Source organism: Streptosporangium sp. H13245 (assembly GCF_055690525.1).
The window spans coordinates 116,659-140,345 of the sequence record NZ_JBSZKT010000007.1; the positions used below are offsets into that span (position 1 = coordinate 116,659).

At 71.8% G+C, this 23,687-nt stretch carries 22 protein-coding genes; 8 read left to right on the top strand and 14 right to left on the bottom strand.

The features are described 5' to 3' along the window. The first annotated feature begins 81 nt into the window (after window positions 1–81). Both ACW9TB_RS14925 and ACW9TB_RS14930 read left to right on the top strand, forming a co-directional pair. Window positions 82–963, top strand: a complete 882-nt coding sequence (locus ACW9TB_RS14925) for a serine hydrolase (RefSeq protein WP_472748608.1) — start codon at window positions 82–84, stop codon at window positions 961–963. A 302-nt stretch (window positions 964–1,265) separates the two neighbouring features. Next, complete coding sequence (locus tag ACW9TB_RS14930) at window positions 1,266–2,231, top strand: MBL fold metallo-hydrolase (protein ID WP_472748609.1); 966 nt, start codon at window positions 1,266–1,268, stop codon at window positions 2,229–2,231. Between the two features lie 166 nt (window positions 2,232–2,397). Here the strand turns inward: ACW9TB_RS14930 and ACW9TB_RS14935 are convergent, their stop codons facing one another. The 3 genes from ACW9TB_RS14935 to ACW9TB_RS14945 form a co-directional block, all read right to left on the bottom strand. Beyond that, complete coding sequence (locus ACW9TB_RS14935; protein ID WP_472748610.1) at window positions 2,398–3,297, bottom strand: hypothetical protein; 900 nt, start codon at window positions 3,295–3,297, stop codon at window positions 2,398–2,400. Window positions 3,298–3,371: 74 nt separating this feature from the next. Further along, on the bottom strand, window positions 3,372–4,133 hold the full coding sequence (locus tag ACW9TB_RS14940; RefSeq protein WP_472748611.1) for an SRPBCC family protein: 762 nt from the start codon (window positions 4,131–4,133) through the stop codon (window positions 3,372–3,374). Between the two features lie 104 nt (window positions 4,134–4,237). Continuing rightward, window positions 4,238–5,308, bottom strand: coding sequence for a fatty acid desaturase family protein (locus tag ACW9TB_RS14945; protein WP_472748612.1), 1,071 nt, complete (start codon window positions 5,306–5,308; stop codon window positions 4,238–4,240). A 335-nt stretch (window positions 5,309–5,643) separates the two neighbouring features. Here ACW9TB_RS14945 and ACW9TB_RS14950 point away from each other — a divergent pair, with 335 nt between their 5' ends. Further along, window positions 5,644–6,462: a polysaccharide deacetylase family protein gene (locus ACW9TB_RS14950; RefSeq protein WP_472748613.1), complete on the top strand. Its 819-nt coding sequence runs from the start codon at window positions 5,644–5,646 to the stop codon at window positions 6,460–6,462. Window positions 6,463–6,657: 195 nt separating this feature from the next. Here ACW9TB_RS14950 and ACW9TB_RS14955 read toward each other — a convergent pair whose 3' ends face one another. Beyond that, window positions 6,658–7,182, bottom strand: coding sequence for a hypothetical protein (locus tag ACW9TB_RS14955; protein WP_472748614.1), 525 nt, complete (start codon window positions 7,180–7,182; stop codon window positions 6,658–6,660). Window positions 7,183–7,752: 570 nt separating this feature from the next. On the opposite strand from ACW9TB_RS14955, the gene ACW9TB_RS14960 reads away from it, so the two are divergent. Continuing rightward, window positions 7,753–9,201, top strand: coding sequence for a cytochrome ubiquinol oxidase subunit I (locus tag ACW9TB_RS14960; RefSeq protein WP_472748615.1), 1,449 nt, complete (start codon window positions 7,753–7,755; stop codon window positions 9,199–9,201). A gap of 11 nt (window positions 9,202–9,212) precedes the next feature. After that, window positions 9,213–10,154, top strand: coding sequence for a cytochrome d ubiquinol oxidase subunit II (gene cydB, locus ACW9TB_RS14965; RefSeq protein WP_472748616.1), 942 nt, complete (start codon window positions 9,213–9,215; stop codon window positions 10,152–10,154). A gap of 26 nt (window positions 10,155–10,180) precedes the next feature. On the opposite strand, the gene ACW9TB_RS14970 is transcribed toward cydB, so the two are convergent. Beyond that, window positions 10,181–11,854, bottom strand: a complete 1,674-nt coding sequence (locus tag ACW9TB_RS14970) for an LLM class flavin-dependent oxidoreductase (protein WP_472748617.1) — start codon at window positions 11,852–11,854, stop codon at window positions 10,181–10,183. A 127-nt stretch (window positions 11,855–11,981) separates the two neighbouring features. Here ACW9TB_RS14970 and ACW9TB_RS14975 point away from each other — a divergent pair, with 127 nt between their 5' ends. Both ACW9TB_RS14975 and ACW9TB_RS14980 read left to right on the top strand, forming a co-directional pair. Beyond that, the gene (locus ACW9TB_RS14975) at window positions 11,982–12,554 is read left to right on the top strand and encodes a MarR family winged helix-turn-helix transcriptional regulator (protein ID WP_472748618.1); all 573 of its coding nucleotides are present in this window, start codon (window positions 11,982–11,984) and stop codon (window positions 12,552–12,554) included. Window positions 12,555–12,734: 180 nt separating this feature from the next. Beyond that, the gene (locus ACW9TB_RS14980) at window positions 12,735–13,634 is read left to right on the top strand and encodes an LLM class flavin-dependent oxidoreductase (RefSeq protein WP_472748619.1); all 900 of its coding nucleotides are present in this window, start codon (window positions 12,735–12,737) and stop codon (window positions 13,632–13,634) included. A gap of 95 nt (window positions 13,635–13,729) precedes the next feature. On the opposite strand, the gene ACW9TB_RS14985 is transcribed toward ACW9TB_RS14980, so the two are convergent. The 8 genes from ACW9TB_RS14985 to ACW9TB_RS15020 form a co-directional block, all read right to left on the bottom strand. Further along, entirely contained in the window at window positions 13,730–15,103 is a 1,374-nt protein-coding gene (locus ACW9TB_RS14985) for a HAMP domain-containing sensor histidine kinase (protein ID WP_472748620.1), read from the bottom strand. Window positions 15,104–15,319: 216 nt separating this feature from the next. After that, window positions 15,320–15,739 carry a PPOX class F420-dependent oxidoreductase gene (locus ACW9TB_RS14990; protein ID WP_472748621.1) on the bottom strand — a complete coding sequence of 140 codons (420 nt, stop codon included), beginning with the start codon at window positions 15,737–15,739 and terminating at the stop codon, window positions 15,320–15,322. A 395-nt stretch (window positions 15,740–16,134) separates the two neighbouring features. Continuing rightward, a complete protein-coding gene (locus tag ACW9TB_RS14995) occupies window positions 16,135–17,340 on the bottom strand; it encodes a purine-cytosine permease family protein (protein ID WP_472748622.1) in 1,206 nt (401 codons plus the stop codon). Then, on the bottom strand, window positions 17,337–18,323 hold the full coding sequence (locus tag ACW9TB_RS15000; protein ID WP_472748623.1) for an ABC transporter ATP-binding protein: 987 nt from the start codon (window positions 18,321–18,323) through the stop codon (window positions 17,337–17,339). The genes ACW9TB_RS14995 and ACW9TB_RS15000 overlap by 4 nt, the downstream gene beginning before the upstream one ends. A gap of 10 nt (window positions 18,324–18,333) precedes the next feature. Continuing rightward, window positions 18,334–19,068: an ABC transporter ATP-binding protein gene (locus ACW9TB_RS15005; protein WP_472748624.1), complete on the bottom strand. Its 735-nt coding sequence runs from the start codon at window positions 19,066–19,068 to the stop codon at window positions 18,334–18,336. Beyond that, on the bottom strand, window positions 19,065–20,096 hold the full coding sequence (locus ACW9TB_RS15010) for a branched-chain amino acid ABC transporter permease (protein WP_472748625.1): 1,032 nt from the start codon (window positions 20,094–20,096) through the stop codon (window positions 19,065–19,067). Before ACW9TB_RS15010 ends, ACW9TB_RS15005 begins: the two co-directional genes overlap by 4 nt. Then, window positions 20,080–20,967, bottom strand: a complete 888-nt coding sequence (locus ACW9TB_RS15015; RefSeq protein WP_472748626.1) for a branched-chain amino acid ABC transporter permease — start codon at window positions 20,965–20,967, stop codon at window positions 20,080–20,082. Before ACW9TB_RS15015 ends, ACW9TB_RS15010 begins: the two co-directional genes overlap by 17 nt. 4 nt (window positions 20,968–20,971) lie before the next feature. Beyond that, window positions 20,972–22,165, bottom strand: coding sequence for an amino acid ABC transporter substrate-binding protein (locus ACW9TB_RS15020; RefSeq protein ID WP_472748627.1), 1,194 nt, complete (start codon window positions 22,163–22,165; stop codon window positions 20,972–20,974). Window positions 22,166–22,324: 159 nt separating this feature from the next. On the opposite strand from ACW9TB_RS15020, the gene ACW9TB_RS15025 reads away from it, so the two are divergent. Continuing rightward, entirely contained in the window at window positions 22,325–23,416 is a 1,092-nt protein-coding gene (locus tag ACW9TB_RS15025) for a LacI family DNA-binding transcriptional regulator (RefSeq protein WP_472748628.1), read from the top strand. Here ACW9TB_RS15025 and ACW9TB_RS15030 read toward each other — a convergent pair. Next, entirely contained in the window at window positions 23,406–23,606 is a 201-nt protein-coding gene (locus ACW9TB_RS15030; RefSeq protein ID WP_472748629.1) for a hypothetical protein, read from the bottom strand. The two genes, ACW9TB_RS15025 and ACW9TB_RS15030, sit on opposite strands and share 11 nt — an antisense overlap. Window positions 23,607–23,687: the final 81 nt, after the last annotated feature.

The following is a 23,687-nucleotide window of genomic DNA, read 5'->3' on the forward strand; positions in this document are numbered from 1 at the left end:
GTCGCGGGCCCGGTCGCGGATTCGGTGGCGGGTCCGGTGCGCGGGTTCGGACAGGGCCACGGGCTGGATAGCGTTGCGGGCATGTCGGCAGAGGAACGGATAGCGGGAATCTTCGCGTCCGCCGAGGTGGAAGGGCACCTGCACGCGCTGGACGTCGCCGAGGGCCGCGAGATCGCCGTACGCGCCGACGAGCGGGTCGTGATCGCCTCGATCTTCAAGGTGCTCCTGGTCCTGGAGTTCGCCCGCCAGGCGGCGGCCGGTCAGCTCGACCCGGCCGAACGTGTTCTCGCGACGGCGGAGGACAGGCTCGGCGGGTGGGGCGTCGCGGGGTGCGCGGACGACGTGGAGATGTCGCTGCGCGACCTCGCCCACTTCGCCATGCAGGTCAGCGACAACACCGCCGCCGACCTGCTGATGCGGAGGATCGGCCTGGAGACCGTACAGATGCTGGCGGCGGAGCTGGGGCTGACGCGCACGCGCGTGATCGGCGGGCCCAGGCAGGTGCTGGAGTCGATGCTCGCGGACGTGGGGGCGCGGGACGACGCCGAGTTCGCGCGGATCTTCCCGACGCTGCCCCCCGAGCGGGTACGGGCACTGCGGGTCCTCGATCCCGATCACACGACCTCCAGCACGGCTCGCGATGTGACCCGGCTGCTCGGGCTGATCTGGCGGGACGAGGCGGGGCCGCCGGAGGCGTGCGCGGCCGTCCGCGACTACATGACACGGCAGATCTTCTGGACGCGGATCGCCTCGGGTTTCCCACCGGGTACGCGGGTGGCGGCCAAGACGGGAACCCTGCCGGGCCTGCACATGGAGGCCGGGGTCGTCGAGTATCCCTCCGGCGAGAGCTACGCGGTGGCGGTCTTCGCCCGGAGCGGGCAGCTCCCCACCCGGCGTCTCGACGTCGACCTGGCGATCGGCCAGGCCGCGCGGACCGCTGTCGACGCGCTACGAGCCGGATAAGTCCCGCTATCGACGTACTAAACACACCACGAGCCGGGCGAGCCCCGCTGTCGACATGCCAAAACCCAGGCGAGCCCCGCCATCGACGCACCACGGGCCGGATGGTTTCCGTCGCCTCGTGCGTCGTTCAGGAGCCACTTCAGCTGCTCTGATACGCGTTCGCCTATGAGAGACGACGGTCGCGGATCTTGGACGTGGCCGGTCCGGCGATGGTTGGGTCCTCATCGGACCGCACGCGGTCGGCGGTCGTCACCGGGATGTCCGGGTAACGACCGTACGTTCACACGCACCGAAGGGGAGACATGTCCCGATTTGATCGAAGAGGTTTCCTGCGCACCGCGACGGCGGGGGCCGCGCTGGTGCCGATGGCCGGGAGCCTCCTGTCCCCGTCCCCCACCGGGACCGCGACGCCGCGTCCGGGCGGGACGAAGACGGCCGCGACGTTCCGCTGGCTCGGCACGTCGGGCTGGCGCGTGGACGTGGGATCGTCGACGCTCCTCGTCGACCCGTACGTGACGCGGTTCGACACCGGCCTGGCGGCGGGCGCGTTCGATCCCGCCACCCCGCTTGAGGTCGACACCGAGGCGGTCGGCAGGCACACGGGCACGCCACGGGTGGTGCTGGTGACGCACGCGCACTGGGACCACTTCAACGACGTCCCGCACATCGCGACCTCGACCGGGGCCCGGGTGGTCGGCACCGCCACCGCGTGCAACCTGGCGCTGGCGTTCGACGTGAAGGACAGCCTGCTCAGCCCGGTGAAGGGCGGGGAGGTCCTGGACTTCGGCGACTACGTCGTCGAGGTGGTGGCGTCGCTGCACAGCCGCAACGCCAACTACTCCATGCTCTTCCCCGGTGTCCGGCTGACCAGGCCGGACCACCGGCCGGAGAACATCTCCGAGCTGCCAGAGGGCGACACCCTGGCGTTCCAGGTGACGGTCAGGGGCGGCCCGTCGGTCTTCTTCATGGGCGGCAGTGACTTCGTCGAGCGTAACCTCACCGGTCTCGCCCCGGACGTCGCGATTATTCCCACCACCTCCTCGTCGTCCACGTACGACTACGTGCCGCGCCTCCTGCGGGCCCTGGACATGCCCCGGGTGGTCGTACCGGTGCACTGGGACAACTTCGAGGTGGCACTGCGGAACCCGCCGCAGGCCGACGAGAAGTCGCGGAGGAGCCTCACCGAACTCGTCGCGGCGGTACGCAGGGTCAGCCCCGAGACAAAGGTCGTGATCCCGGACTATCTGACGCCGTACACCTTCGGCTGACGCCGTACGCCCTCGGCTGACGCCCACACCAGGACCGCGCCTCCCCCACCGGAGGCCGGGGGAACCACGGTCCGCGCCGGTGGTCCACGCCGCCGCCGATCCGTACCGGTAGCCCGCTCTGCCGGACCGCACCGGTAGTCAGCGCCACCGGTCAGCGCTGGAGACGTCAGGGAACGGAGACGATCTCCTCCAGGCGGGCGGCCAGCTGCTCCGGCTCGCCGTCGACCAGGGCCGACACCCCGCGCCACCAGGCGAACCACTCGCCGCTGCGCCACATCCAGTCGATCCGCTCGATGGCGGCGACGACGTCGCCCTTGTCGCGCCACACCTCACCGGCCTGCTCGGCGGAGGCGCCGTGGCGCAGCGCCCAGGCGTGCAGGGTCGCGGCGGCCTCGGCGTCGACCGGCCGCTCGTACGGGTCGGGGTGCTCGTCCAGCCGGTGGGGGCCGAGCCCGGCGGCGACGCCCCAGCTCCACTGGGCCTCGGCGGGGCGGGAGTAGCGGAGGGAGTCGAAGTCGAGGTTGGAGCCGAGCCCGTCGTCGGAGCGGCGCACGACCACCGCGTCGAGACGGCCGCCCGCGTCGAAGGAGACCACGACCCGCTGGCCGGGGTGCGCGTCCTTGGGCAGCTCGACCCGGTCCTCGGCCTGCCAGGAGTTGAGGTCGGTGACGGCGGACGGACGGCCCCAGGTCTCGTCGGCCGCGTCGTCGGCGATCCAGGCGGCGAGCATCTCCAGGACGGTCAGGTCGGTCCACGGTTCGATCGCCGTGGAGGTCCGGAGCACCTCCTCGGGAGCGGGCAGCTTGTCGCCGCGCTCCTGCCGCCACCACTCCTCGCCCAGCTCGCGGGTGCCGACCAGGAGACCGGCCAGCGCGGCGAGTTCGGTGGACCTACGGGTGAGGGGGGCGCCGCGTGCGAGCTCGACGAAACGCGCGACGCGGTCGGCGCCCAGCGCCGCCTTCGCCTCGCTCAGCAGCTGGGCGGCGTCCGGGCGCTCCTCGCCCAGCAGGTCACGGATCAGTCGTCTGGCCTCGGTCCTTGCATCCTCCGCACGTGCATCACGCATACCGACACGGTACGCCGGGAGATCCTTAGGCGCGAGCGTCACCGGGCGGTACGGCTGTGCCGCCGAGGGCGCGGTTACCGCTTCCTGCCGGTACGGCCGAGCAGCCAGCCGATCACCGCGCTGCCCAGCGCGATGCCCGCGCCCATCCCGAACGCGGCGAGGAGCGACCAGGCGGGGACCCCGGACCTGGGCTGCTTGACCGGGGCCGGGCGCTCGAAGACGTGCGCGGCCCCGGCCTGGCCCGCCACGGCCGACGATCCCGGCGCGGCGAGCGTGGAGGGCGGGGCGGACCCGGCGAGGGCGGCGGACGCGGCGAGCGACGGGTCGCCGCCCGGCGCGATCCCGGCAGGCGCACCGCCGCCGGGAGTGGCGGGGACGACGGGGAGGGCCGGAATCCCCCCGGAGGCGAGGTGGCTCTCCACTGCGGAGAAGAACTCCCCCGCGGTCTTCTTCGCGACGGAGCCCAGCATGCGCTGGCCGACTCCGCCGATCATGCCGCCGATCACGGCCTCGGCGTCGTAGTCGATCCGGGTGCCGCCCTCGACCTCGCTGAGGCGGATCTCCACGGTGGCGTCCACGGTCCCGGGAGCGCCCTGGCCCCGGGCCTTGAGCACGAACCGTTCCGGCGCCTCGGGCTCCGACAGGGCGACCTCGCCCTGGTAGACGCCCTTGATGGAGGCCACCCCCGCGGTGACGGTCATCCGGTAGGTGTCCGGCCCCGTCTCCTCCAGGCGCTCACACCCCGGGATCGTGCGTACGAGCACGGCCGGGTTCTGGAGCGCTGACCACACACGATCTCTGTCGATGCCGAGCACGGCACTGCCTGCGAGCTTCACACCAAGCACCCTAGGCAATCGCCGGGCGGACGGATAACAGCAACATCTGCCCGCCGCCGCGACCTGCCCTTGTCAGTGCTGCCCCGGTATCCACGGAACACGACCTAGCTGGTGGGCACGGGAGTCTTCGCCCGCAGGGGCACGCCCACGTCGTGCAGGTGACGCAGCGCCTGCGCGTACGAGCTGATGAGCCCGGACTCCAGGTAGGAGACGCCCAGCTCCTCGCAGTACGCCCGGACGATCGGCTGGGCGCGGCGCAGGTTGGGCATCGGCATGCTCGGGAAGAGGTGGTGCTCGATCTGGTAGTTGAGCCCGCCGAGCGCGACGTCGACGAACACGCCGCCGCGTACGTTGCGCGAGGTCAGCACCTGGCGCCGCAGGAAGTCGAGCTTGTCCTCGCCCCTGAGCATCGGCATGCCCTTGTGGTTGGGGGCGAAGGTGCAGCCCAGGTAGACGCCGAAGAGCCCCTGGTGCACGAAGAGGAAGATCACGGCCTTGCCGGGAGACAGCACCGCGAACAGCGCGCTCACGTACAGGACGGTGTGCACGACCAGCAGCGCGCCCTCCACGGCCCGGTGCTTCATCGTCGGGCGCAGCAGCGCCCGGACGCTGGACACGTGGAGGTTGAACCCCTCGAGCGTGAGCAGCGGGAAGAACAGGAACGCCTGCCAGCGGCCCACGAACCTGGGCAGCCCCTTGCTCACGGCGGCCTGCTCACGCGACCAGAGCAGGACGTCGGGGTTGACGTCGGGGTCGTGGTCCTCGTGGTTGGGATTGGTGTGGTGGCGGGTGTGCTTGTCCATCCACCAGCCGTAGCTCATGCCGATGGCGACGTTCCCGGCCACCAGCCCGGCGATCTCGCTGGAGCGGCGGGAGCGGAAGACCTGGCGGTGGGCCAGGTCGTGGGCGACGAGCCCGATCTGGGCGAACACCACCGCGAGGAAGACCGCCACCAGCAGCTGGTACCACGAGTCGCCGAGGGCGAAGAACGCCACCCAGCCGCCGACGAAGGCCGCCGCGACCAGGGTGAGCCGCACGGCGTAGTAGCCGAAGCGCCGTTCGAGCAGCCCCGCCTGGGCGATCCGGCGTGACAGGCGGCCGAAGTCACTGCCCCGTTCCCCGTTTCCTGGGGCGGCGGGAAGGTCCGCGTCATCGATCGCGGTTGAGTTGGTCACGGTTCTCCTCAGGTGGGCCGGATCACTCGACATGATTACGTCAGCAAGGGGGCCACAGGTCGGCGTCAAGCAAGACGACCATCCCAGGATTCCGTGGTCGCCGCGATCGTAAACCCCCGCTCCCACCCCAGCTTGTGGTAGTGCTGACCCTACCCCGGCGGGTGCCCGGATTAGGGGATGGTCACAAGATAGCCACCGGAGTAAGCTCCTTCAGGCTTTTGACACCTTTAGGTGCGCTAGGTCGGACTCCTCTGCCGACAGGGCTGGCAGGATGGTCGCCCATGGCATCGGGGACATATTGGACAATCAGAACGGCGGCGGCGACGGCTCTCGCGATGAGCGCCGGGTGCGCCACGGGTCTCGACGGTGAGGTCGACGACGGTGTCACCCCCGCGCCGGGCGCCTCCCGGGCGTCGAAGGCCCCCTCCGGTGACCGGGTGGCGAAACCCACCGGGCCGCCCGGGGTGACACCCGGGCCGGGCGAGGTGGGCAGGCTCCCCCGCCCCGGCGACGGCCTGCCCCCGGTGATCAGCTCCATTCCCACCGAACGGAAGGTCGTCTTCCTCACCATCGACGACGGCTGGGAACAGGATCCCGGTTTCGTGGCGCAGGTCCGCGACCGGCGGATCCCCGTGGCGGCCTTCGTCACCCGCGACGCCGTGGAGGCCAGGGGCACGGCCGACCCGACCGCCCAGGGCGGCAGGTTCCTCGGCGCGGGCAAGTGGGGGTACGTGCGCGACCTGCGCGACGCGGGGGCGACGATCGAGAACCACACGCTGACCCACCCCAACCTCCCCGCGCTCGGCTACGAGGGACAGAAGGCCGAGATCTGCGGCATCTCCAAGCTGATCCGCAAGCACACCGGCACCGCGCCCACCCTGTTCCGGCCGCCGTTCGGCAACCACAACACCCTGACCCGCAGGGCCGCCAAAGCCTGCGGCATGGACGCGCTCCTGCTCTGGACCGCGACCGTGCAGCCGGGCGGGAAGATCGCCTACCAGGTGCCCGACAAGAAGCTCCGTCCCGGCGACATCCTGCTGCTGCACTTCCGCCCGAACCTCGCGCGCGACTTCCGGATCCTCGTCGCGAAGATCAAGCGCCGGGGCTTCGCGATCGGCAACCTCGACGCGTACCTGAGGGCGGCGACCCGCTGACGTCCGGGCCGCACGGATCGCCTCCGTGTCGTCTTTCTCGACGCGTGCCCGAAAACAGCGACCCGCTCAACGCGTACCCAAGTACGGTGACCCGCTCAGCGTGGCCCCTGCTCATGAAGACGCGGCCCCTGCTCATGAAACGGCCGGACGGCCCGTCCCCTTCGAAGGGGACGGGCCGTCCGTGGATATATGTGGTCACTCACTCTCGGCGGTGTAGAGGTACTCCCAGTCGCCGCACCGGGTGGGGTAGGAGCTGTGCTGGCCGATCTGGCAGACCTGGACGCGGACGCCGTCGACCCTGTGCTTGCTGAACGCGAACTGCTTGGCGCCCCCGGCCCCGCAGTACGTGTAGGACCTGCCGTCGTACCACCTGTCGCCGTCGTCGCCGAAGTGGTGGACCGCGAACTTCACGTAGGCGCACTTGCCGCCCCGCTGGTACGTGCGGTGGTCGAGGTCGTACAGCCTGCCCCTGACGTCGACCCGGTTCCACTTCTGCCGGTTGTCCCACTCGACGCCGATCCAGCCGTGGCTCTTGGCCCTGTGGTCGGCCGAGTAGTACGGGCCCCAGTTCTCGCTGTAGTCGTAGCCGGACGAGCCGGTCGCGGCCGTGGTCGCCGCCGGGGCCGCCGTGGTCGCGGCGTTCGCGGTGACGGGTGCGGCGAGCGCGATCGCGCCGAGGGCGGCCGTGGCCAGCAGACCGGCGGCAAGTCGCTTGATCATGTTTTCTCCCCTTGTCTCCCCGAACCGGCTTCTGCCGATTTCCCCGTGGAGTGACTCATTTGTAGGAGGAGGGGCTTGCAGGTCCCCGTACCGCTTCTTACGGAGCGCTTGCGAGCGGTTTGCAGTGACTTACCGGAAGTGACTTACCGGAGCAGTGACTTACCGGAGCGGCGACTTACCGGAGGGGCGACTTACCGGAGGGGCGGCTCGCAGGAGGCGGGTCCGCCGCCCGGCGTACCCGGAAATCACCCCGGAGGCGGACGCCCCGGAGGGGGTGCCCGGACCACCATGGAGTCACGCCCCGGGGGAAGCGGGCGCGGGGGTCACCCGGTCGCCCGATGCGACGGGACGCCCGGAGGGATCCCCGGGGGACGAGGGAGAGCCGCGTCGCGAGCCGACGGAAGACGATCTCGGTCCGGCGGAGAAGTGCGGTCTCCCGCCGGGCCGTGTGACGAAGATCGCAGCGGCTCGCGGCGCCTCCCTCCCCCATAGCTCTACAAGTCGTAGTACTACTAGAAGTAGAACTACAAGCCGTAGAGCTTCGGCCCGTGAAGGGAACGCGAGGGGAAGATGGACGCACTAGACCTGGCTCGGTGGCAGTTCGGGGTGACCACCGTGTACCACTTTCTGTTCGTACCGCTGACGATCGGTCTCGGCGTCTTCGTGGCCGGTCTGCAGACCGCGTGGCACCGTACGGGCAAGGAGCACTACCTGCGGCTCACGAAGTTCTTCGGGAAGCTCTTCCTGATCAACTTCGCGATGGGCGTGGTGACCGGCATCGTGCAGGAGTTCCAGTTCGGCATGAACTGGAGCGAGTACTCGATCTTCGTGGGTGACGTCTTCGGCGCCCCGCTGGCCCTGGAGGCGCTGCTCGCGTTCTTCCTGGAGTCGACCTTCATCGGCCTGTGGATCTTCGGCTGGGACAGGCTGCCCAAACGCGTCCACCTGGCCACCATCTGGGCCGCGGTCATCGGGTCCAACCTGTCGGCGTACTTCATCCTCGCCGCCAACGCCTGGATGAAGCATCCGGTCGGGTACGAGGTGGTCGACGGCAAGGCCAGGATGACGGACCTGTGGGCGGTGCTCACCAACTCCACCGCGCTCGCCCAGGTGCCCCACGTGATCGCGGGGGCCTTCGTCGTGGCGGGCGGCTTCGTGCTGGCGGTCTGCGGCTACCACCTTCTGCGCGAGCGCCGTACCGGTACCGGCGAAACCGGCGGGACCACGGCGGCGCGAGGCGCGAGCATCTGGCGGACCCCGATGCGGGCCGCGCTGCTGATGACCGCGATCGCCGGGGCCCTGGTCGCGGGCAGCGGCGACACGTCGGCCAGGCTGCTGTACGAGCAGCAGCCCATGAAGCTCGCCGCGGCCGAGGGGCTCCGGCACGACACCGCCGGGGCGCCGTTCTCGCCCGTCCCCGGGCTGGAGGTGCCCCAGCTGCTCAGCCTCCTGTCCACCCACGACCCGAACGCCGTGGTCCAGGGCACCGAGGACCTGCAGGCGCGGTACGCGGAGCGCTTCGGCCCCGGCGACTACCTGCCCAACCTCCCGGTGGTCTTCTGGTCCTTCCGCGTGATGATCGTCTTCGGCCTGTCCACGGTGGGCCTGGCGGTGCTCGGCCTCTGGCTGACCCGCCGGAGGCGCCGGGGCGCTCTCCGTACCCCGCGGGAGGTCCCCGCCTGGTTCGCCAGGATCTGCGTGCTCGCGCTGCCGCTGCCGACCATCGCGGTGATCTCCGGCTGGCTGCTCAGCGAGATCGGCCGCCAGCCGTGGACCGTCCAGGGCGAGCTTCTCACGGCCGCGAGCGTCTCACCGGGCGTGAGCCTGGCCGAGGTGGCCGTCTCGCTCGCGGTCTTCACGGCGCTCTACGGCGTGCTCGCGCTGGCCGAGGCCGTACTGCTCACCCGCCACGTCAAGGCGGGCCCCGAGCCCGCCGCCCCCGCCGCTCCCCTCACGCCGCCCTCCCGCGACGACGACGAGCCCGCGGACGCCCGGCTCCAGCCGACCCTCATGTACTGAAGGCGACGACGATGGAACTCACCACCTTCTGGTTCGCGGTCATCGCGTTCCTGTGGACCGGCTACTTCGTGCTGGAGGGCTTCGACTTCGGCGTGGGCATGCTGGCACCGGCACTGGCCAGGAACGAGGCCGAGCGCAAGCAGGTCCTGGGCACGATCGGCCCGGTCTGGGACGGCAACGAGGTCTGGCTGATCACCGCGGTCGGCGCCATGTTCGCCGCCTTCCCCGCCTGGTACGCCGGGCTGCTCAGCGAGTTCTACCTGCCGATCCTGCTGGTCCTCGTCGGGCTGATCGTGCGCGGCGTCGGCCTGGAGTGGCGCGGCAAGGTCCGGCACGCCTCCGACCGCGCCTGGTGCGACCTGGGCGTGCTGGTCGGCAGCGCCCTGCCCGCGTTCCTGTGGGGCGCGGTCTTCGCCGACCTGCTGCGGAACAGCGCGACGGCCGCCCTGGTCGGCGGGGTGTTCTCGCTCTCGGTGTGCGTGCTGCACGGGGCGGTGTTCGTCGCGCTCAAGACCACCGGGCCGGTGCGCACCCGCGCCCGGCGCGCCGCGATGATCGCCTCCGCGGTGGCGCTGCCCGCCGCGGTGGCGGCCCTGTCGCACATTCCCGTCGCGGGTACGGCGGTCGGCGCCTGGTCGGCGGTCCCGTGGCTGTGGGCGGGCGCGCTCGCCTCCATGGCGGCCCTGGCCGCCGGGGTCGCGCTGACCTGGCGCGGCCGGGACGGGTGGGCCTTCGCCGCCACGGCCTCGTCCATCGCGCTGGGCGCCGCCGCCCTGTTCGGCGCCCTGTGGCCCGCCCCGCTCCCCGGCCTCACCGTCGCCGAGGCCGCCTCTGGCCCGTACACGCTGGGCGTGCTGACCTGGATCGGCCTGATCGCGCTGCCGTTCGTGCTCGGCTACCAGGCGTGGTCGTACTGGGTCTTCCGCAGGCGCCTGGTCGCCGAGGTCTCCTGAGAGCACCGGACGTCCCGGCACACGCCTCAGTGCATGCCGAGTCTGGCGAGCGGCTCGACGAGCTCCCTCTCCTCGTACGACAGGTGCGACAGGAGCGTGTCGGTCAGCAGGTCCATCGCGGCCCGCAGGGCCTTGTGGCCGTCCGGTTCGGCGACGAAGGCGACCAGCGCCCGGTCGACGCCTTCGAGGACCTCGTGGATGACGTGGTGCTCCTGCTCCAGACGGTCGACGACGGGCACCAGCCGGGGGTCCGCGCGGCGCAGATGAGGGAAGAGGGCCTGGTCCTCGATGGTGTGGTGGGTCGTGACGACCCGGCAGTAGGACTCGCAGTACACGCCGACCGTCCAGTTGTTCTGGCGCATCGTCATGGTGTTGATGTGCGAGCGCGCGATACCGGGATCCATCGCCCCGGAGGTGACCTCCTCGACGAGCCGCCGTACCTCGGCCAGCTCCTGGCGGAGGTGGTCGTGGACGTCGACAAGATGGCGTCCGGCCGCCTGCTCCCCCGGGGTGTAGGTACGGGCCGGGTCGGGCGCCGGGCCGGTGGGCCGGGTGGTCTCGTCCCAGACCTGGACGTCGGCGAGCCGGGTGCCGTCGTCCGGGGTCGGCGTGACCCCCAGGGCGGGCGGGACCCCGCCTCCGGCGCGAGCGGGCGCGGTGACGGCCGGTGACATGCTCCGCGCATCGGCCATCGTGCCCGTCCCGGCAGATGTGCTCGTCCCGGCGGGCCGGGCCTCGGTGACGGCCGGGGGCGCGCTCCGCGTGCTCACCTCCGCGGGCCGGGGCCGGTCCGCGACGGCGGGCGCGCTCGAAGCGGCACGCCCGGCCTCCACGAGCTCGCGTACGCCGGGAACGACCTCGGCGGCGAAGCGCCGGATGTCGTCGGGGTCGTCACTCGCGAGGATGTAGGCGCTCATCCCCTGCTCCAGGGTGAGCTCGGCGAGCTGCTCGGCCCAGACGTCCGCCGGTCCCTGGAGGAAGCCCCGGCCAGAACCAGTGAAGGTTCCGGCGATGTTGTACAGGCGCCGTACGTCGGCGGGTGAGCGTCCCGCGCCGAGGGCGGCCTCGTCGATGGCCGCGTTCATGGCCGGGAGGGTGTCCAGACCGGCGTAGGCGTGGCTGGGCAGCCAGCCGTCCGCGAGCCTCCCGGTCATGTCGAGCATGCGCCTCTTGTAGGCCCCCAGCCAGATGCCGACGTCGTGGACCGGCGCCGGGCCGGGGTGCGCCCCCCAGACGCGGTGGTGACGGCCGTCCACCCGTACGGCTCCCCCCTCGGCCTCCCAGACGGCCCGGATGACCTGGATGCCCTCCTCCAGCGCGTCGACCCCCTCGGCGGCGGTCAGCCGGGGGCCGCCGAGGGCGGCGACGCCGTCCCGGAAGGCGCCCGCTCCGAGCCCGAGCTCGACGCGGCCGCCGCTGAGGATGTCCAGGGTCGCGACGCTCCGGGCGAGCACCGCGGGCGGGCGCAGGGGCAGGTTCGCCACGTTCGGCGACACCCGCAGCGTCGAGGTACCGGCCGCGATGACCGACAGCAGCGTCCACGTGTCCAGGAACCGCGCCTGGTACGGATGGTCCTGCACGGTCACCAGGTCCAGACCGGCCTGCTCGGTGAGCCTGGCGAGCGCGACGACCCGCTCGGCCCGCTCGGCCACCGGGGTCAGGAAGGTCCCGAACAGCAGCTCGTGCCCGTAGTCGGCCATGTCTCTCCTCGGTGCGTCATCTCGGATGCGCGACACCGCGATGGTGCGGCAGGACAGATCGTATGTAAAGCAGATGAATTGTCAAACAGAAGGTCTCCCAGACCGTCGATCCTGGTAATCTCGTGGCATGCCGGCGACCCGACGTTCCAGTGCCGAGACCCCGGACGCCCTCGACAGCGACCTGGGCTGGACCCTCGGGGTGGTCTTCCGCTCCTATGTCAAGACCGCGAACGCGCTGGTCAGCCACCTTCCCGGCGGCCCGCGCGGCTATCAGGTGCTCGCCGCCGCGGCCCAGGAGCTCCCCGGTGGGCAGGGCGCGCTGGCGCAGCGTCTCGGCGTCGACAAGACGGTCATGACCTACCTGCTCGACGACCTGGAGAAGGCCGGGCTGGTCGAGCGCCACCCCGACCCCGCCGACCGGCGCAACAAGCGCGTCGTCGCCACCGAGCGGGGCAGGGCGACCTGGACCGACACGCAGACCCGGCTGGAACACGCCGAGGACCACGTGCTGGCACCGCTGGACCCGGCCGACCGCTCGGTGTTCCGGGAGCTGCTGCGCAAGCTGGCCGTTCGGGCCAACACCCTCGACCCGGTGCACGACACCTGCCAGCTCGTCGAGGAGCTGGCCTCCGACAGCGCCCCCGCCGCCCCCGACGCCCCTGCCGCCCCCGCCAAACCGCGGCGCTCCGCCCGAGGCTGACCACCGGCCGTCACGAGCGCCCGGCGGCCCCCCGGTCCCACGACGGGTCTTGACGCGAACAGGCCGGGACCCCGCGGGCGCCCGATCGATTCCCCGACCCCGTGAAATCCGTCCCGGCGGAGGACGTCACGCGGACGCGAGATTGACCTCAAGAACGCTTGAGGTTGAAGGATGACCTCCATGGCACCCCTCATGGACATCGGAGTGATCCTGCCCAACGTCGCCACGCAGCGGGAGCAGCGGCTCGACCTGGGCACCGCCGCCCGGCACGCGGAGGGGGCGGGGCTGGACGGCGTCTGGCACGGCGACCACCTGGCCACCGGGGCGGCGTCGCTGGACTGCGCCGTGGCACTGGCCGTCGCGGCGGGGGCGACGACACGGATCCGGATCGGGACGAGTGTGTTCATCCCGGCGATCCGTCCCCTGGCGTGGTCGGCCAAGCAGGTCGCGAGCCTGCAGCACGTCTCCGGCGGGCGGCTGGTCCTGGGCGTCGGATCCGGCGGCGGGGCCGGGCAGTGGGCGGCGGCCGGGGTGCCGTACGGCGAGCGCGGCAGGCGCACCGACACCGCGCTGGAGCTGCTGGCGCGGCTGCTGACCGGGGAGACCGTCACGCTGGTGGACGAGCCGGGAGAGGTACGCCTCGAACCGGCCGTGACACCCCCGCCGGTCTGGGTCGGCAACGCGTCGGCGGTGGCCGTACGGCGGGCGGCACGCCACGGGGACGGCTGGTTCCCCTCGATGATCCCCCCGGCGGCGGTGGCCTCGGGCAGGGCCAGGCTGGCCGAGCTCGCCGCCGCCCACGGACGCCCGGAGCCGGTCGTCGCCATCGGCGCCGCGGGCGTCCTCGGCTCGGCGCCCGGCCTGCCCACCCGCGAGTCCATCGCCTCGGGCATCACCGGGTACGGCATCCCGCTGGAGGAGGCGCTGCGGCTCCCCATCGTCGGCGAGCCCGCACGGGCGGCCGAGCGGCTGGCCGCCTACCACGAGGCCGGGGCGCGTCACGTCGTCCTGGGATTCGCGGGAGGCGACTGGCGCGAGCAGTGCGACCTGCTGGCCGAGGCCCGCGCCCTCCTGTCCTGACCGTCGGCCCCGCCCGTACGTCCTCCGGGTGAATTCGCCCTCGCCCGGAGCCCGCTCAACCCGGAACCGAGCGGTGGACCACCGGCCGGGCCACCTCAGGGGGCGTCCATCAGCGGCAGCCGGAGCACGAACCGGGCGCCGCGCGGCGCGTCCTCGATCGTCAGGGTTCCGTTGTGGGCGTGGGCGATGTCCCGGGAGATGGCCAGGCCCAGCCCGCTGCCCCCGGGATCGCGGCGCCGCCCCTCGTCCAGGCGGACGAAGCGCTCGAAGACGCGTTCACGGTCCTGCGGCGCGACGCCGTCCCCGTCGTCGGCCACCGTGACGACGGCCTGGCCGCCCGCGCGTTCGGCGGTGACGTCGATCCTGGTGTCGGCGTGCCTCCGGGCGTTGGCCAGGAGGTTGTTCAGGACCCGGATCAGCTGGATCCTGCTGCCCTGGACCTTCACGTCGTGGCCGGTGTGGACGTACGTGGGCACACCGTCCGTCTGGGCCTTCACCTCCCCGGCGACCAGCACGCCGAGGTCGATCGGCTCGTGCGCCACGGGCTCGTCGGCGCGCAGGCGGGACAGCACCAGCAGGTCGTCGACGATCGCCTCCAGCCGGTCGGTCGCCGACAGGGCCTCCCTGACGGTCTCGCCGGGGTCGACGTCGCCGGGGTAGAGCACCGCCTCCTCCAGCCGGGTACGCAGGCCGGTGAGCGGGGTCCTGAGCTCGTGGGAGGTGGTGGAGGCGAACCGGCGCTGCAACCTCACCGCCTCCTCCAGCCGGGCCAGGGTCTGGTTGACGGTGCGGGCGAGCAGCGCGTACTCGGTGCGGCCGGGCGGCTGGGGCACGCGCAGGCTCAGGTCGCTCACGGTGATCTCGGCCGTTCTCGCGCGGATCGCCGCCACGGGGCGCAGCGAACGGCCGGAAACCCACCAGTTCCCCCAGGCCACGAGGGTGACGGCCAGCGCGACCGCGGCGGCGGTGAGGATCTCCAGGTGGTGCGTGGCCAGGATGGGCGGCTGGGCCGTCCCGGCGTAGACGTAGTGGGGCTCACCTCCCCAGAGCACGCGGGTCTCCAGGGGAGGGACCCTGATGGCGGTCAGCATGACGCATCCGCCCCGCGCCGAGCACTCGGCGCTGTCCCGGATCCGGTCGTCCGTGGGGGGTCTCATCGCGCTCAGGGCCGGTCGGCCCGCCGCCGCGGCGCTCGCCGCCACCACCCGGCGGTGGGAGTCGACGAGCTGGAGGAGGTTGATGCGGGTCTCCGGCGTCAGTCGCGGCGTTTTCCCGGGTTCGAGGGATCCGATCAGGTTGGTGGCGGCCCGCTGCGCCTCCCGGAAGACCTGGGCCTGGATCCTGTCGCGGACAAGGAGGTCGATGCTCGTACCGATCACGGCGAGGAAGATCAGGACCAGCCCGCCGATGGCCAGCGTGGAGCGTGCCTGGAGCGAGCCCGGAAGAAGTGACGCCCATCTGCCCCTCAAGGTGGCCCTCCCCCCTCGCGAAAAACGCATGTCGGGCCACCATCGAGAGTAATCATTAAAAAAGTGGTCATTCAATGATCGGCTCATATCCGGGGCAAAAGGAGGTCGGGATATTACCGGCGCTTTTTCCCGGAAAACGCGGTCCGGGCGATACCGGGAGGCCGCTTTCAGGGGAAGCGCCACGAGCCTCCCCGGCCCGTTCCGGACGGCGGTTCGTCAGCCGGGCTGGCTGTTGTCCTTCTGCGCGCCCCAGCCGTGCCAGCCGTCGATCTCGATCCAGGCGCTGACCCGGCCGCGGTCCCGCCGGGGGTACGGCTTCCCGAGATAGTGCCTGGCCAGCCGGTCGATGTCGGCCAGATCCTTGTCCGTACGCATTTCGGCGACATGCCCGATGACGCTGATGTGGGTGTACCAGTCGCTCTCGTCGAGCACGGTGAGGGAGACCCGGGGGTCGTCGCGGAGGTGGTCCAGCCGCTTGCGGCCCTCGTCCATGTTGACCAGGATCCGGCCGTCGTCCCAGAGGTACCAGGTGGCCGTGGACACGGGCCGGCCGTCGGACTTGAGCGTGGTGATGACGGCGTGGTTCGGCTTCTTCAGCATGGCGACTGCCTCGCCGGGAAGCGGTGGCTTCGACATGATCACTCCTCTTCGCCTCGGCGCCCCCGCCCTGGAGGTGACGCGTACGGTTCACGAGATGGACGAGATATACGTCCACGGTGTCACATAGCGGAAAGCGACGGGTCGGCGACCCTCCGCACGCGACCCGTCCCGCGCCGATCCTCGGTACAGCATGACCACAACAGAGCGTGAGGCGCCGACTTTGCGGGCCGCGCGACCGGATCGTTTCCCATGGCTGGAGGGGCCCGATCTCGCCGGGGTGGCCTGCCAGCAGAGATCACAACGAAGCAAGAGGTGGTCATCCGGCGGCTGAGAACCGGTTCCGGTGACCGCGCGGCCTCTCTCCCTCGGCTCCGGGACGACGCTCGGCCCGTACGGGAGGCCCGGTGCCCGCGGTGTCGATGTGCACCGGGTCAGGGAGACGCCCGGAGCCCGCGCCCGAAGGCGTTGAGCGCGGTGGCGGCGAGGGCGAGGGCGAGACCGGCGACGGGGGCGGCGGGGACGCCGAGCAGGGCCAGGGCGGTGGCGGCGACACCGGCCGGGACCCACGTCCAGACGGGAATCGTGCGGGGCGTGCCGCCCCGGCGGCGGCGCCAGGCCTCGGCGGCCATCGGGACGACGAGCGGGGGCAGGGCGGCGGCCAGCGCCGAGAGCCAGGGCAGGAGGTGAAGGTCGAAGCGGAGGACGGCCAGCAGCGTGCCCGGGACGGCGACGGCCAGCATGGCCGCGGTCCTGGAGAGCCCGGGTACGACCGACCTGATCGCCAGGGCGCCGGAGTAGGTGGTGGTCAGGCTGGGGGCGAAGACCGCCGCGGTGACGAAGAGGTTGCCGAACGCCGCGATGTCACCGGTGCCCGCCAGCGTCGCGACCACGTCGGGCGAGCCGGTACGCAGCCACACCCCGGCACCGGCCAGGGTCGCCAGCGACGCGGGGACCACCAGCAGCGCCACGCACACCAGCAGGTCCCGCCGCCCGGCGAGGCCGTGGCTGAAGTCCGGTGCCCGCAGCGCGAAGACGGCGACGTACCCGACCAGGACCGCCACGTCCGGCAGGATGCCGCGGACGTCGGCGGTGACCGGCAGCACGGGCGGGCTCAGCCTGACCACGCACACGGCGACCAGTGCGAGCGCCGCCAGCGTGGTGACGACCGCGATGCGGTTGCCCAGTCGGCCCGAAGCGTAGGAGGCCGCCAGGACGGCGGCGGCCAGCAGCACAGCACCCACCGGTCCCGGCAGGGAGGTCACGGTGCCGAGCGAGGCGCCGCCCAGCCCCACGTTGAAGCCGTTCCAGCCGATCATGGCCAGGGTGAGCAGGACACCCACCGCGGCGCGGGCGGCCGGGGAGAGGTAGGTGGGCGCGACGTCCGTCAGCGTGCCGCCCTCGGTACGGGACGAGCTCAGGCCCAGCATGCCCTGGCCGTACAGGAGCGCGGCCATGAGCGCGGCGCCGAGCAGGACGGCGACGATCGGCACCGCCCCGCCGTGGCGGTCGGCCATCGCCGCCCCCATGGTGAGTGTCGCCGGGGCGGCGCCCAGCCCGAGCCACGCCCCGGCCGCCCCGGTCCAGCGGCGGCCCGCCCGGCCCGGGGAGGACGGGCCCCGCGGGGAGGACGACGTCACGCCGGGGTGGTGTCGGCCTTGACCGGCTTGGCCCTTGCCGCACCCCCCGGCGTCCCCGGCGGCCCCTCCGGCGTCACCGTCGCATTGCCCGGTGTCCCAGACGTCCCCGCCGCACTCCCCGGCGTCCCCGCCGCGCCCCCAGACGTCCCCGCCGTTCCGGGCGCACCCTCCGGCGCCCCGGACGAACCGTCCGGACCGTCCTGATCATCAGGAACGTCAGGAACGTCCGGAACTACGGCCGGTTTCCTCGCGGCGGCGCCGCCGAGGTAGAGGGCTCCCAGACGGGGGTCCTCGACCAGTTCCCTCGCTGGCCCCGAGATGTGCACCCGGCCCAGGTCCAGCACGCAGCCGATGTCGGCCATCTCCAGGGCGCGGCGGGCGTTCTGCTCGACCAGCAGGACGGCGACCCCGGTCCGGCGCATCAGGTCAATCCGCTCGAAGACGGTCGAGGTCGTCTTGGGGTCCAGGCCCATCGACGGCTCGTCCAGCAGGATCACCTTGGGCTCCACCATGAGCGCGCGGGCGAACTCCACCTGCTTCTGCTGGCCGCCGGAGAGCAGGCCCGCGATGCTCGTCCAGCGCTCACCGACCACCGGGAAGATCTCCTTGACCTCCTCGACGCGCCGTCTGAGCCAGGCCCTGTCCCGGACGGTGTAGCCGCCCAGGCGTACGTTCTCCTCGACCGTCATCTCGCGGAACACGCTGTGCCCCTGGAGCACGTGGGCCATCCCCTTGTCCAGGAGGTCCTGCGGCGAGGCGCCGGTGACGTCCCGGCCGCCGAGCAGCACCGACCCCGAGCGCGGGGCGAGCAGCCCGCTGGCCACCTTGAGCACCGTCGACTTGCCCGCGCCGTTCGGCCCGACCAGGCAGACCACCTCGCCCGCGCGGACCGTGACCGAGAGCCCGCGCAGCACCGGCGCCGCCCTGCCGTACCCGGCCTCGACGTCGCGCAGCTCAAGAACGACCTCCCGTGAAACAGGCACTTCAGGCACGTCAGACACCGAGGTATGCCTCCAGCACTCGGGGGTCGTTCCGCACGACCGACGGCGGGCCCGCGGCGATGGGGGCGCCGCGGTCGAAAACGATCACGTGGTCGCACATCCCCATGACCATGTCCATGTTGTGCTCGACGACGAGGAACGTCCGTCCCTCCCGGTTGAGCTCGCGGACGAGGGTGACGATCCGCTCGATCAGCGCCGGGTTGACCCCTCCGGCGGGCTCGTCGAGCAGCACCAGTTCGGGGTCGCCCATGAAGACGGCCGCGAGTTCCAGCAGCTTCTGCTGCCCGTACGAGAGGTTGCGCGCCTCGGCGTGCTCCAGGTGGTCGATGCCGACCCGGCGCAGCCAGTGGCGGGCCCGCTCGGCCTCTCCCCTGTCGTGGCTGCCGGCCAGCAGCTCGCGCAGCCGGGTACGGCGCACCGCCACCAGCATGTTCTCCAGCACGGTCATCCGGGGGAAGACCCGGCAGAGCTGGAAGGTGCGCCCCAGCCCGGCGTGCGCGACGCGGTGCGGCGAGTAGCGGGTGATCTCCCTGTCCCCGTAGAGGATCCGCCCGGAGTCGGGCCGGATCATCCCGGTGACCAGGTTGAAGAAGGTCGTCTTGCCGGAGCCGTTCGGCCCGATCAGTCCGTTGATCTTTCCGTGCACCAGCTCGACGGTCGCGCCGTTCACCGCGGTCACGCCGCCGAACGCCTTGGTCAGGCCCTCGGTGCGCAGCGACGTGCTCATCGGGCCGCCTCCTGCGTCTCCGCCCGCTGCGCGGCGGTCTCCTCGCGGATCGACGCCTCGGGGGGCCGTCCCAGCCGCAGCAGTCTCGCGGCGGCCGGGATGATCCCCTCGGGCATGAACAGGACCACGAGCACCAGCAGCAGGCCCGTCGCGGTCAGGTGGATCTGCGACTCGCCGAGCACGACCAGGAAGTACTCCCCGGCCGGGGCCACGATGAGCGCGCCGAGCAGCGGGCCGAACAGGTGACGGACCCCGCCGAGCAGGCTCATCAGCACCATGTAGGAGCCGATCAGGATCGAGAAGACGAAGATCGGGTCGAGGCTGCGGAACCAGACGGCGTACAGGCCACCGGCCAGGGCCACGAACAGCGCCGACAGCGCGTAGGCGACGACCTTGAACGCGGCCGTCGGCACACCGAGCGACTCGGCCTTGTCCTCGTCCTCGCGGATGGCCCGCAGGCCGCTGCCGAACCGGGAACGGCCGACGAACCACCAGGTCAGCAGGACCAGGACGAGCAGGAGCAGGAAGAGGTAGAAGAACACCAGGTGCGTCTCGCCACGGTTGAGCTCGCGGAACTGCGCGGGCACCCGCAGGCCGGTGGAGCCGCCGGTCAGCGACCGCCAGCCCTGGACCAGCAGGTTCGTCATGGAGACCAGGGCGATGGAGACGATCACGAAGGAGGCCCCGCGCACCCGGACCGCGGCGATGCCGACCAGCACGGAGAGGAGCGCGACCACGACGGCCGAGACGAGCAGCGCGAGGATCCAGTTCCACCCGGCCCGGGTGATCAGCAGGCCGGTGCCGTACGCGCCGAGCCCGAAGAACGCCGAGTGGCCGAGGGAGACGTATCCGGTGAACCCGCCGAGCAGGTTCCACGAGGTGGCCGTCACCGCGTACATCACGGTGAGCACTCCGGCGTAGAGGAGGTAGGTGTTGGGCGCCAGCCACGGGTAGGCCAGGGCGAGGAGCGCCCCGAGCGCGAGGAGCCCGGCCTTCGCCCTGGGACCCGCCTTAGAACCGTTGCGCAAGGCGGCCTCCGAAGAATCCCTGGGGCCGTACGACGAGGGTGAGGAAGAGGAAGACGTAGAACATCATCGTGGCCCAGGTGGCGTCGACGGTGACCAGCACCAGGCTCTCGATGACGCCGAGCAGGAGCGCGGCGGCGGCGGCCCCCTGCACGCTGCCCAGGCCGCCGACGACGATGATCGCCATCAGCTTGCCGATCCAGGCCCAGTGCGCGGCCGGGAAGAACGGGGTGATCAGGGCGAGTACGGCGCCGCCGACCGCCGCGGTGGCCAGGCCCAGCCCGAAGCCGTACCCGGTGACCCGGTCGGTCCTGATGCCCACCAGCCGGGCGGCCTGCGGGTGCTGGATGGTCGCGCGCAGGGACTGCCCGAAGCGGGTCATCCGCAGCACCACGAAGAGCAGGCCGAGCGTGAGCGCGGCGACGCCGAACGCGATGACGCGGTCGTACGGCAGCCGGATCTCGCCGAGCGACAGCGACCGGGTGGCGTAGTCCATGCTGACCGACCGGTAGGAGCCGGTGTAGACGGTGCCGAGCACGCCCTCGATGATCAGGGCCATCCCGAAGGTGAGCAGCACCGACATCATCGCCATCGTGTCGGAGGCGAGGCGGGAGATGAGCAGCCGCTGGATCGCCACGCCCGCCGCGAAGAACAGCGGGACGGTGAGCGGGATGGAGAGCAGCGGGTCGAGTCCGAGGCGGACGTTGAGCGTGTAGGTGAGGTAGGCGGCGACGATGAGGAACGCCGGGTGGGCGACCATCACCACGCGCATGACCCCGAAGTACAGGGACAGGCCCGAGGAGAGCAGGGCGTACAGGCCGCCGGTCAGCACGCCCAGGACGAGTCCCTGCAGCAGGAGGGAGCCCGAGGGCATCAGGTCACCAGTCCTTCTTGGGGAAGACCAGCTTGGCGGTCTGCGCCTTGGAGCCCTCGGGCAGCACGATCTGGACCTTGCCGTCCACGTACTGCTGGATCATGTGCGCGGCCTCGGGACGGCCCTTGTCGTCGAAGGAGAGCGGGCCGACGATGGTCTCGAACGTGCCCGCGCGGATGTGGTCCGCGAGCTTCGTCTGGCACTCCTCGGCCGGGTCGACGCAGCCGACCGCCTTGACGGCGGCCTGCACGATCTGGCCCACGGTGTAGCCGTTGGCCGCGTCCTCGTTGGCCTCGCCCTTGAACATCTCCGCGTAGCGCTTGACGAAGGCGTCGTTGCCGGGGTAGCCGGAGCGCAGCGACCAGCCCACGGGCGACAGGATGCCCTCGACCGCGCCGCCGACCGCCTCGGGGAACTCCTGAAGGGTGGGCCCGGTGGAGAACGCGGCGAGCTTGGGCTGGGCACCGAGTTCCTGCAGGGCGCGGACCAGGCCGACGGAGTCCTCGAACTGGGTGCCGCCGACCACGATGTCCGGCTTGGCGCTGGCGATCCGGGCGGCGATGGGGGCGAAGTCGGTGGTCTCCGGCGGGTAGACCTCGTCGGCCACGGTCTTGACACCGGCCGCGGTGAGCTTGTCGCGCAGGCCGTACGCGGTGCCCTGGGCGAACGGGTCGTCCAGGGAGGCGTACGCCGCGGTCTTGGGCCGCCGGTCCGCCGGGAGCGCGAGGATGTACTCGGCCAGGTAGTTGTAGTGGTCACCGGCGATGGCCGGGGCGGCGTAGAACAGGTTCTTGAACCCCTGCTCGAAGACCTCCTTCGCGGCGCCCGCGGGCTCGACGAACAGCATGTCGTAGGACTCGGCGACCTCGGCCGCGGGGATCACCAGGCGGGTCGAGAAGGGGCCGAACACCAGGTTGACCTTGTCCTGGGTGATGAGCGACTCGTAGTCGGAGACGACACGGTTGGGGTCGGAGGCGTCGTCCCGGAAGATCAGCTCGACCTTCCGGCCGAGGAGGCCACCGGCCGCGTTGACCTGGTCGGCCCAGACCTCGTACCCCTCCCGCACGCCCTTGCCAGGTTCGGAGAAGTCACCGGTCAGCGGCAGGGAGATGCCGACCTTGACCGGGCCGGTGCCACCGCTCCCGGCGGCCGGTTCGTCGCCGATGCCACCGCAGGCGGAAAGGCCTAGACTGCACATCGCTACCAAGGCAAGGCTTCTGAGGGCGAGGGGAGCCCTTGACATGTCGAATCCTCCAGAGCGTGGGTGGACCGATTCCGCCTTCGAAAGCGCTTTCGTAAGCGCTTTCGGTTACCATGGCACGCGTTACAGCGACGTGACAAGGGGGTGACTTCGCCGATGGAGCCGACGAATCCGCCGCTGGGTTCGCCTCTGGAGAAGCGTCCGGCCATCCCGCGGCTGGTGGACGTCGCCCGGGCCGCGGGGGTCTCGCTGGCGACCGCCTCCCGCGCGATGACCGGGAGCAGCGGGGTCAGCTCCACGCTCGCGGCGCACGTCCAGGCGGTCGCGGCCCAGGTCGGCTACGTCCCCAACAGCCACGCCCGCGCCCTCGCCGGTGGGCAGGCCTCCATGATCGGGCTGATCGTCCACGACGTCGGCGACCCCTACTTCTCCGAGATCGCCCGGGGCGTGCTGCGCGAGACCGAGAGCCGAGGCTACATGGCCATGATCAGCCAGACCGAGCGCGACCCGCGCGCCGAGCTGGCGCGCATCCGCACGCTGCGGGCCCACCGGGTCACCTCGATCGTCCTGGCCGGATCGGGGTACGTCGAGGCGGACACCGAGGTCGACACCGCCGCCGAGCTGGCGTCCTTCAGCTCGGCGGGAGGCCGCGTGGCGGTGATAGGCCGCCACCACCTGCCGGTCGACGCGGTGCTGCCGGACAACCGCGCCGGCGCGGAGACCGTCATGCGCCACCTGCTGGACCTCGGTCACCGCGACATCGGCGTGATCGGCGGCCCCGCCAACCTCACCACCGTGGAGGACCGTCTCGCCGGTCTGCGGAGCGCCGCCGAGACACACGGCCTGAGCTGGGAGGCGATCCCCGTGGCGCGCGGTGACTTCACCCGCGAGGGCGGCGCGTCCTCGACCGCGCGGCTGATGCGCCGGCACCCGGAGCTGACCGCGGTCATCGCGCTCAACGACCCGATGGCCGTCGGCGCGCTGTCCTGGCTGCTGCGCGACGGCCGCCTGATCCCCGGCGAGGTCTCGGTCGCGGGCTTCGACGACATCCCGGTGGCCGCCGACGTCTACCCGGGCCTGACCACGATCCGCCTGCCGATGATCGGCATGGGCCGCCAGGCGCTCGAACTCGTCCTCAAGCCCCCCGCCGCCCGCCCGCGTCGGCGGCGCACCGGCCACGAGCTGGTCGTACGCGCCTCCACCGGCCCGGTCCCCGCCAGGTCGGAGACGGCCCGCCTCACCCACTGAGCCCTTCGAGGCCGCCGGTCCCTTCGAGCCTGTTGAGCCCTTCAGGCTCTTCGAACCCGTTGAGCCCTTCGAGCCTGTTGAGCCCTTCGAGCTCGTTGAACCTGTCGAACCCGTTGAACTCTTCGAGCCCTTCGACCCCGTGGCGAAAACCCACGGAACACCCCCGGACGGCGCGACCGTACTCCGGCACGAAGACCCGTATCGCGGCGCGGGAAGCCCGCTCTGAGAGGGGACCGCGCGACGTGGAAAGCCCGTGTCCCCCGGCGCGGAG

What these genes read in the sequence shown, in the direction of transcription:
- ACW9TB_RS14925 (WP_472748608.1), top strand. Translation starts at nt 82, where the DNA reads ATGTCGGCAGAGGAACGGATAGCGGGAATCTTCGCGTCCGCCGAGGTG.
- ACW9TB_RS14930 (WP_472748609.1), top strand. Translation starts at nt 1,266, where the DNA reads ATGTCCCGATTTGATCGAAGAGGTTTCCTGCGCACCGCGACGGCGGGG.
- ACW9TB_RS14935 (WP_472748610.1), bottom strand. Translation starts at nt 3,297, where the DNA reads ATGCGTGATGCACGTGCGGAGGATGCAAGGACCGAGGCCAGACGACTG.
- ACW9TB_RS14950 (WP_472748613.1), top strand. Translation starts at nt 5,644, where the DNA reads ATGAGCGCCGGGTGCGCCACGGGTCTCGACGGTGAGGTCGACGACGGT.
- ACW9TB_RS14955 (WP_472748614.1), bottom strand. Translation starts at nt 7,182, where the DNA reads ATGATCAAGCGACTTGCCGCCGGTCTGCTGGCCACGGCCGCCCTCGGC.
- ACW9TB_RS14960 (WP_472748615.1), top strand. Translation starts at nt 7,753, where the DNA reads ATGGACGCACTAGACCTGGCTCGGTGGCAGTTCGGGGTGACCACCGTG.
- cydB (WP_472748616.1), top strand. Translation starts at nt 9,213, where the DNA reads ATGGAACTCACCACCTTCTGGTTCGCGGTCATCGCGTTCCTGTGGACC.
- ACW9TB_RS14970 (WP_472748617.1), bottom strand. Translation starts at nt 11,854, where the DNA reads ATGGCCGACTACGGGCACGAGCTGCTGTTCGGGACCTTCCTGACCCCG.
- ACW9TB_RS14975 (WP_472748618.1), top strand. Translation starts at nt 11,982, where the DNA reads ATGCCGGCGACCCGACGTTCCAGTGCCGAGACCCCGGACGCCCTCGAC.
- ACW9TB_RS14980 (WP_472748619.1), top strand. Translation starts at nt 12,735, where the DNA reads ATGGCACCCCTCATGGACATCGGAGTGATCCTGCCCAACGTCGCCACG.
- ACW9TB_RS14990 (WP_472748621.1), bottom strand. Translation starts at nt 15,739, where the DNA reads ATGTCGAAGCCACCGCTTCCCGGCGAGGCAGTCGCCATGCTGAAGAAG.
- ACW9TB_RS15005 (WP_472748624.1), bottom strand. Translation starts at nt 19,068, where the DNA reads ATGAGCACGTCGCTGCGCACCGAGGGCCTGACCAAGGCGTTCGGCGGC.
- ACW9TB_RS15015 (WP_472748626.1), bottom strand. Translation starts at nt 20,967, where the DNA reads ATGCCCTCGGGCTCCCTCCTGCTGCAGGGACTCGTCCTGGGCGTGCTG.
- ACW9TB_RS15020 (WP_472748627.1), bottom strand. Translation starts at nt 22,165, where the DNA reads ATGTGCAGTCTAGGCCTTTCCGCCTGCGGTGGCATCGGCGACGAACCG.
- ACW9TB_RS15025 (WP_472748628.1), top strand. Translation starts at nt 22,325, where the DNA reads ATGGAGCCGACGAATCCGCCGCTGGGTTCGCCTCTGGAGAAGCGTCCG.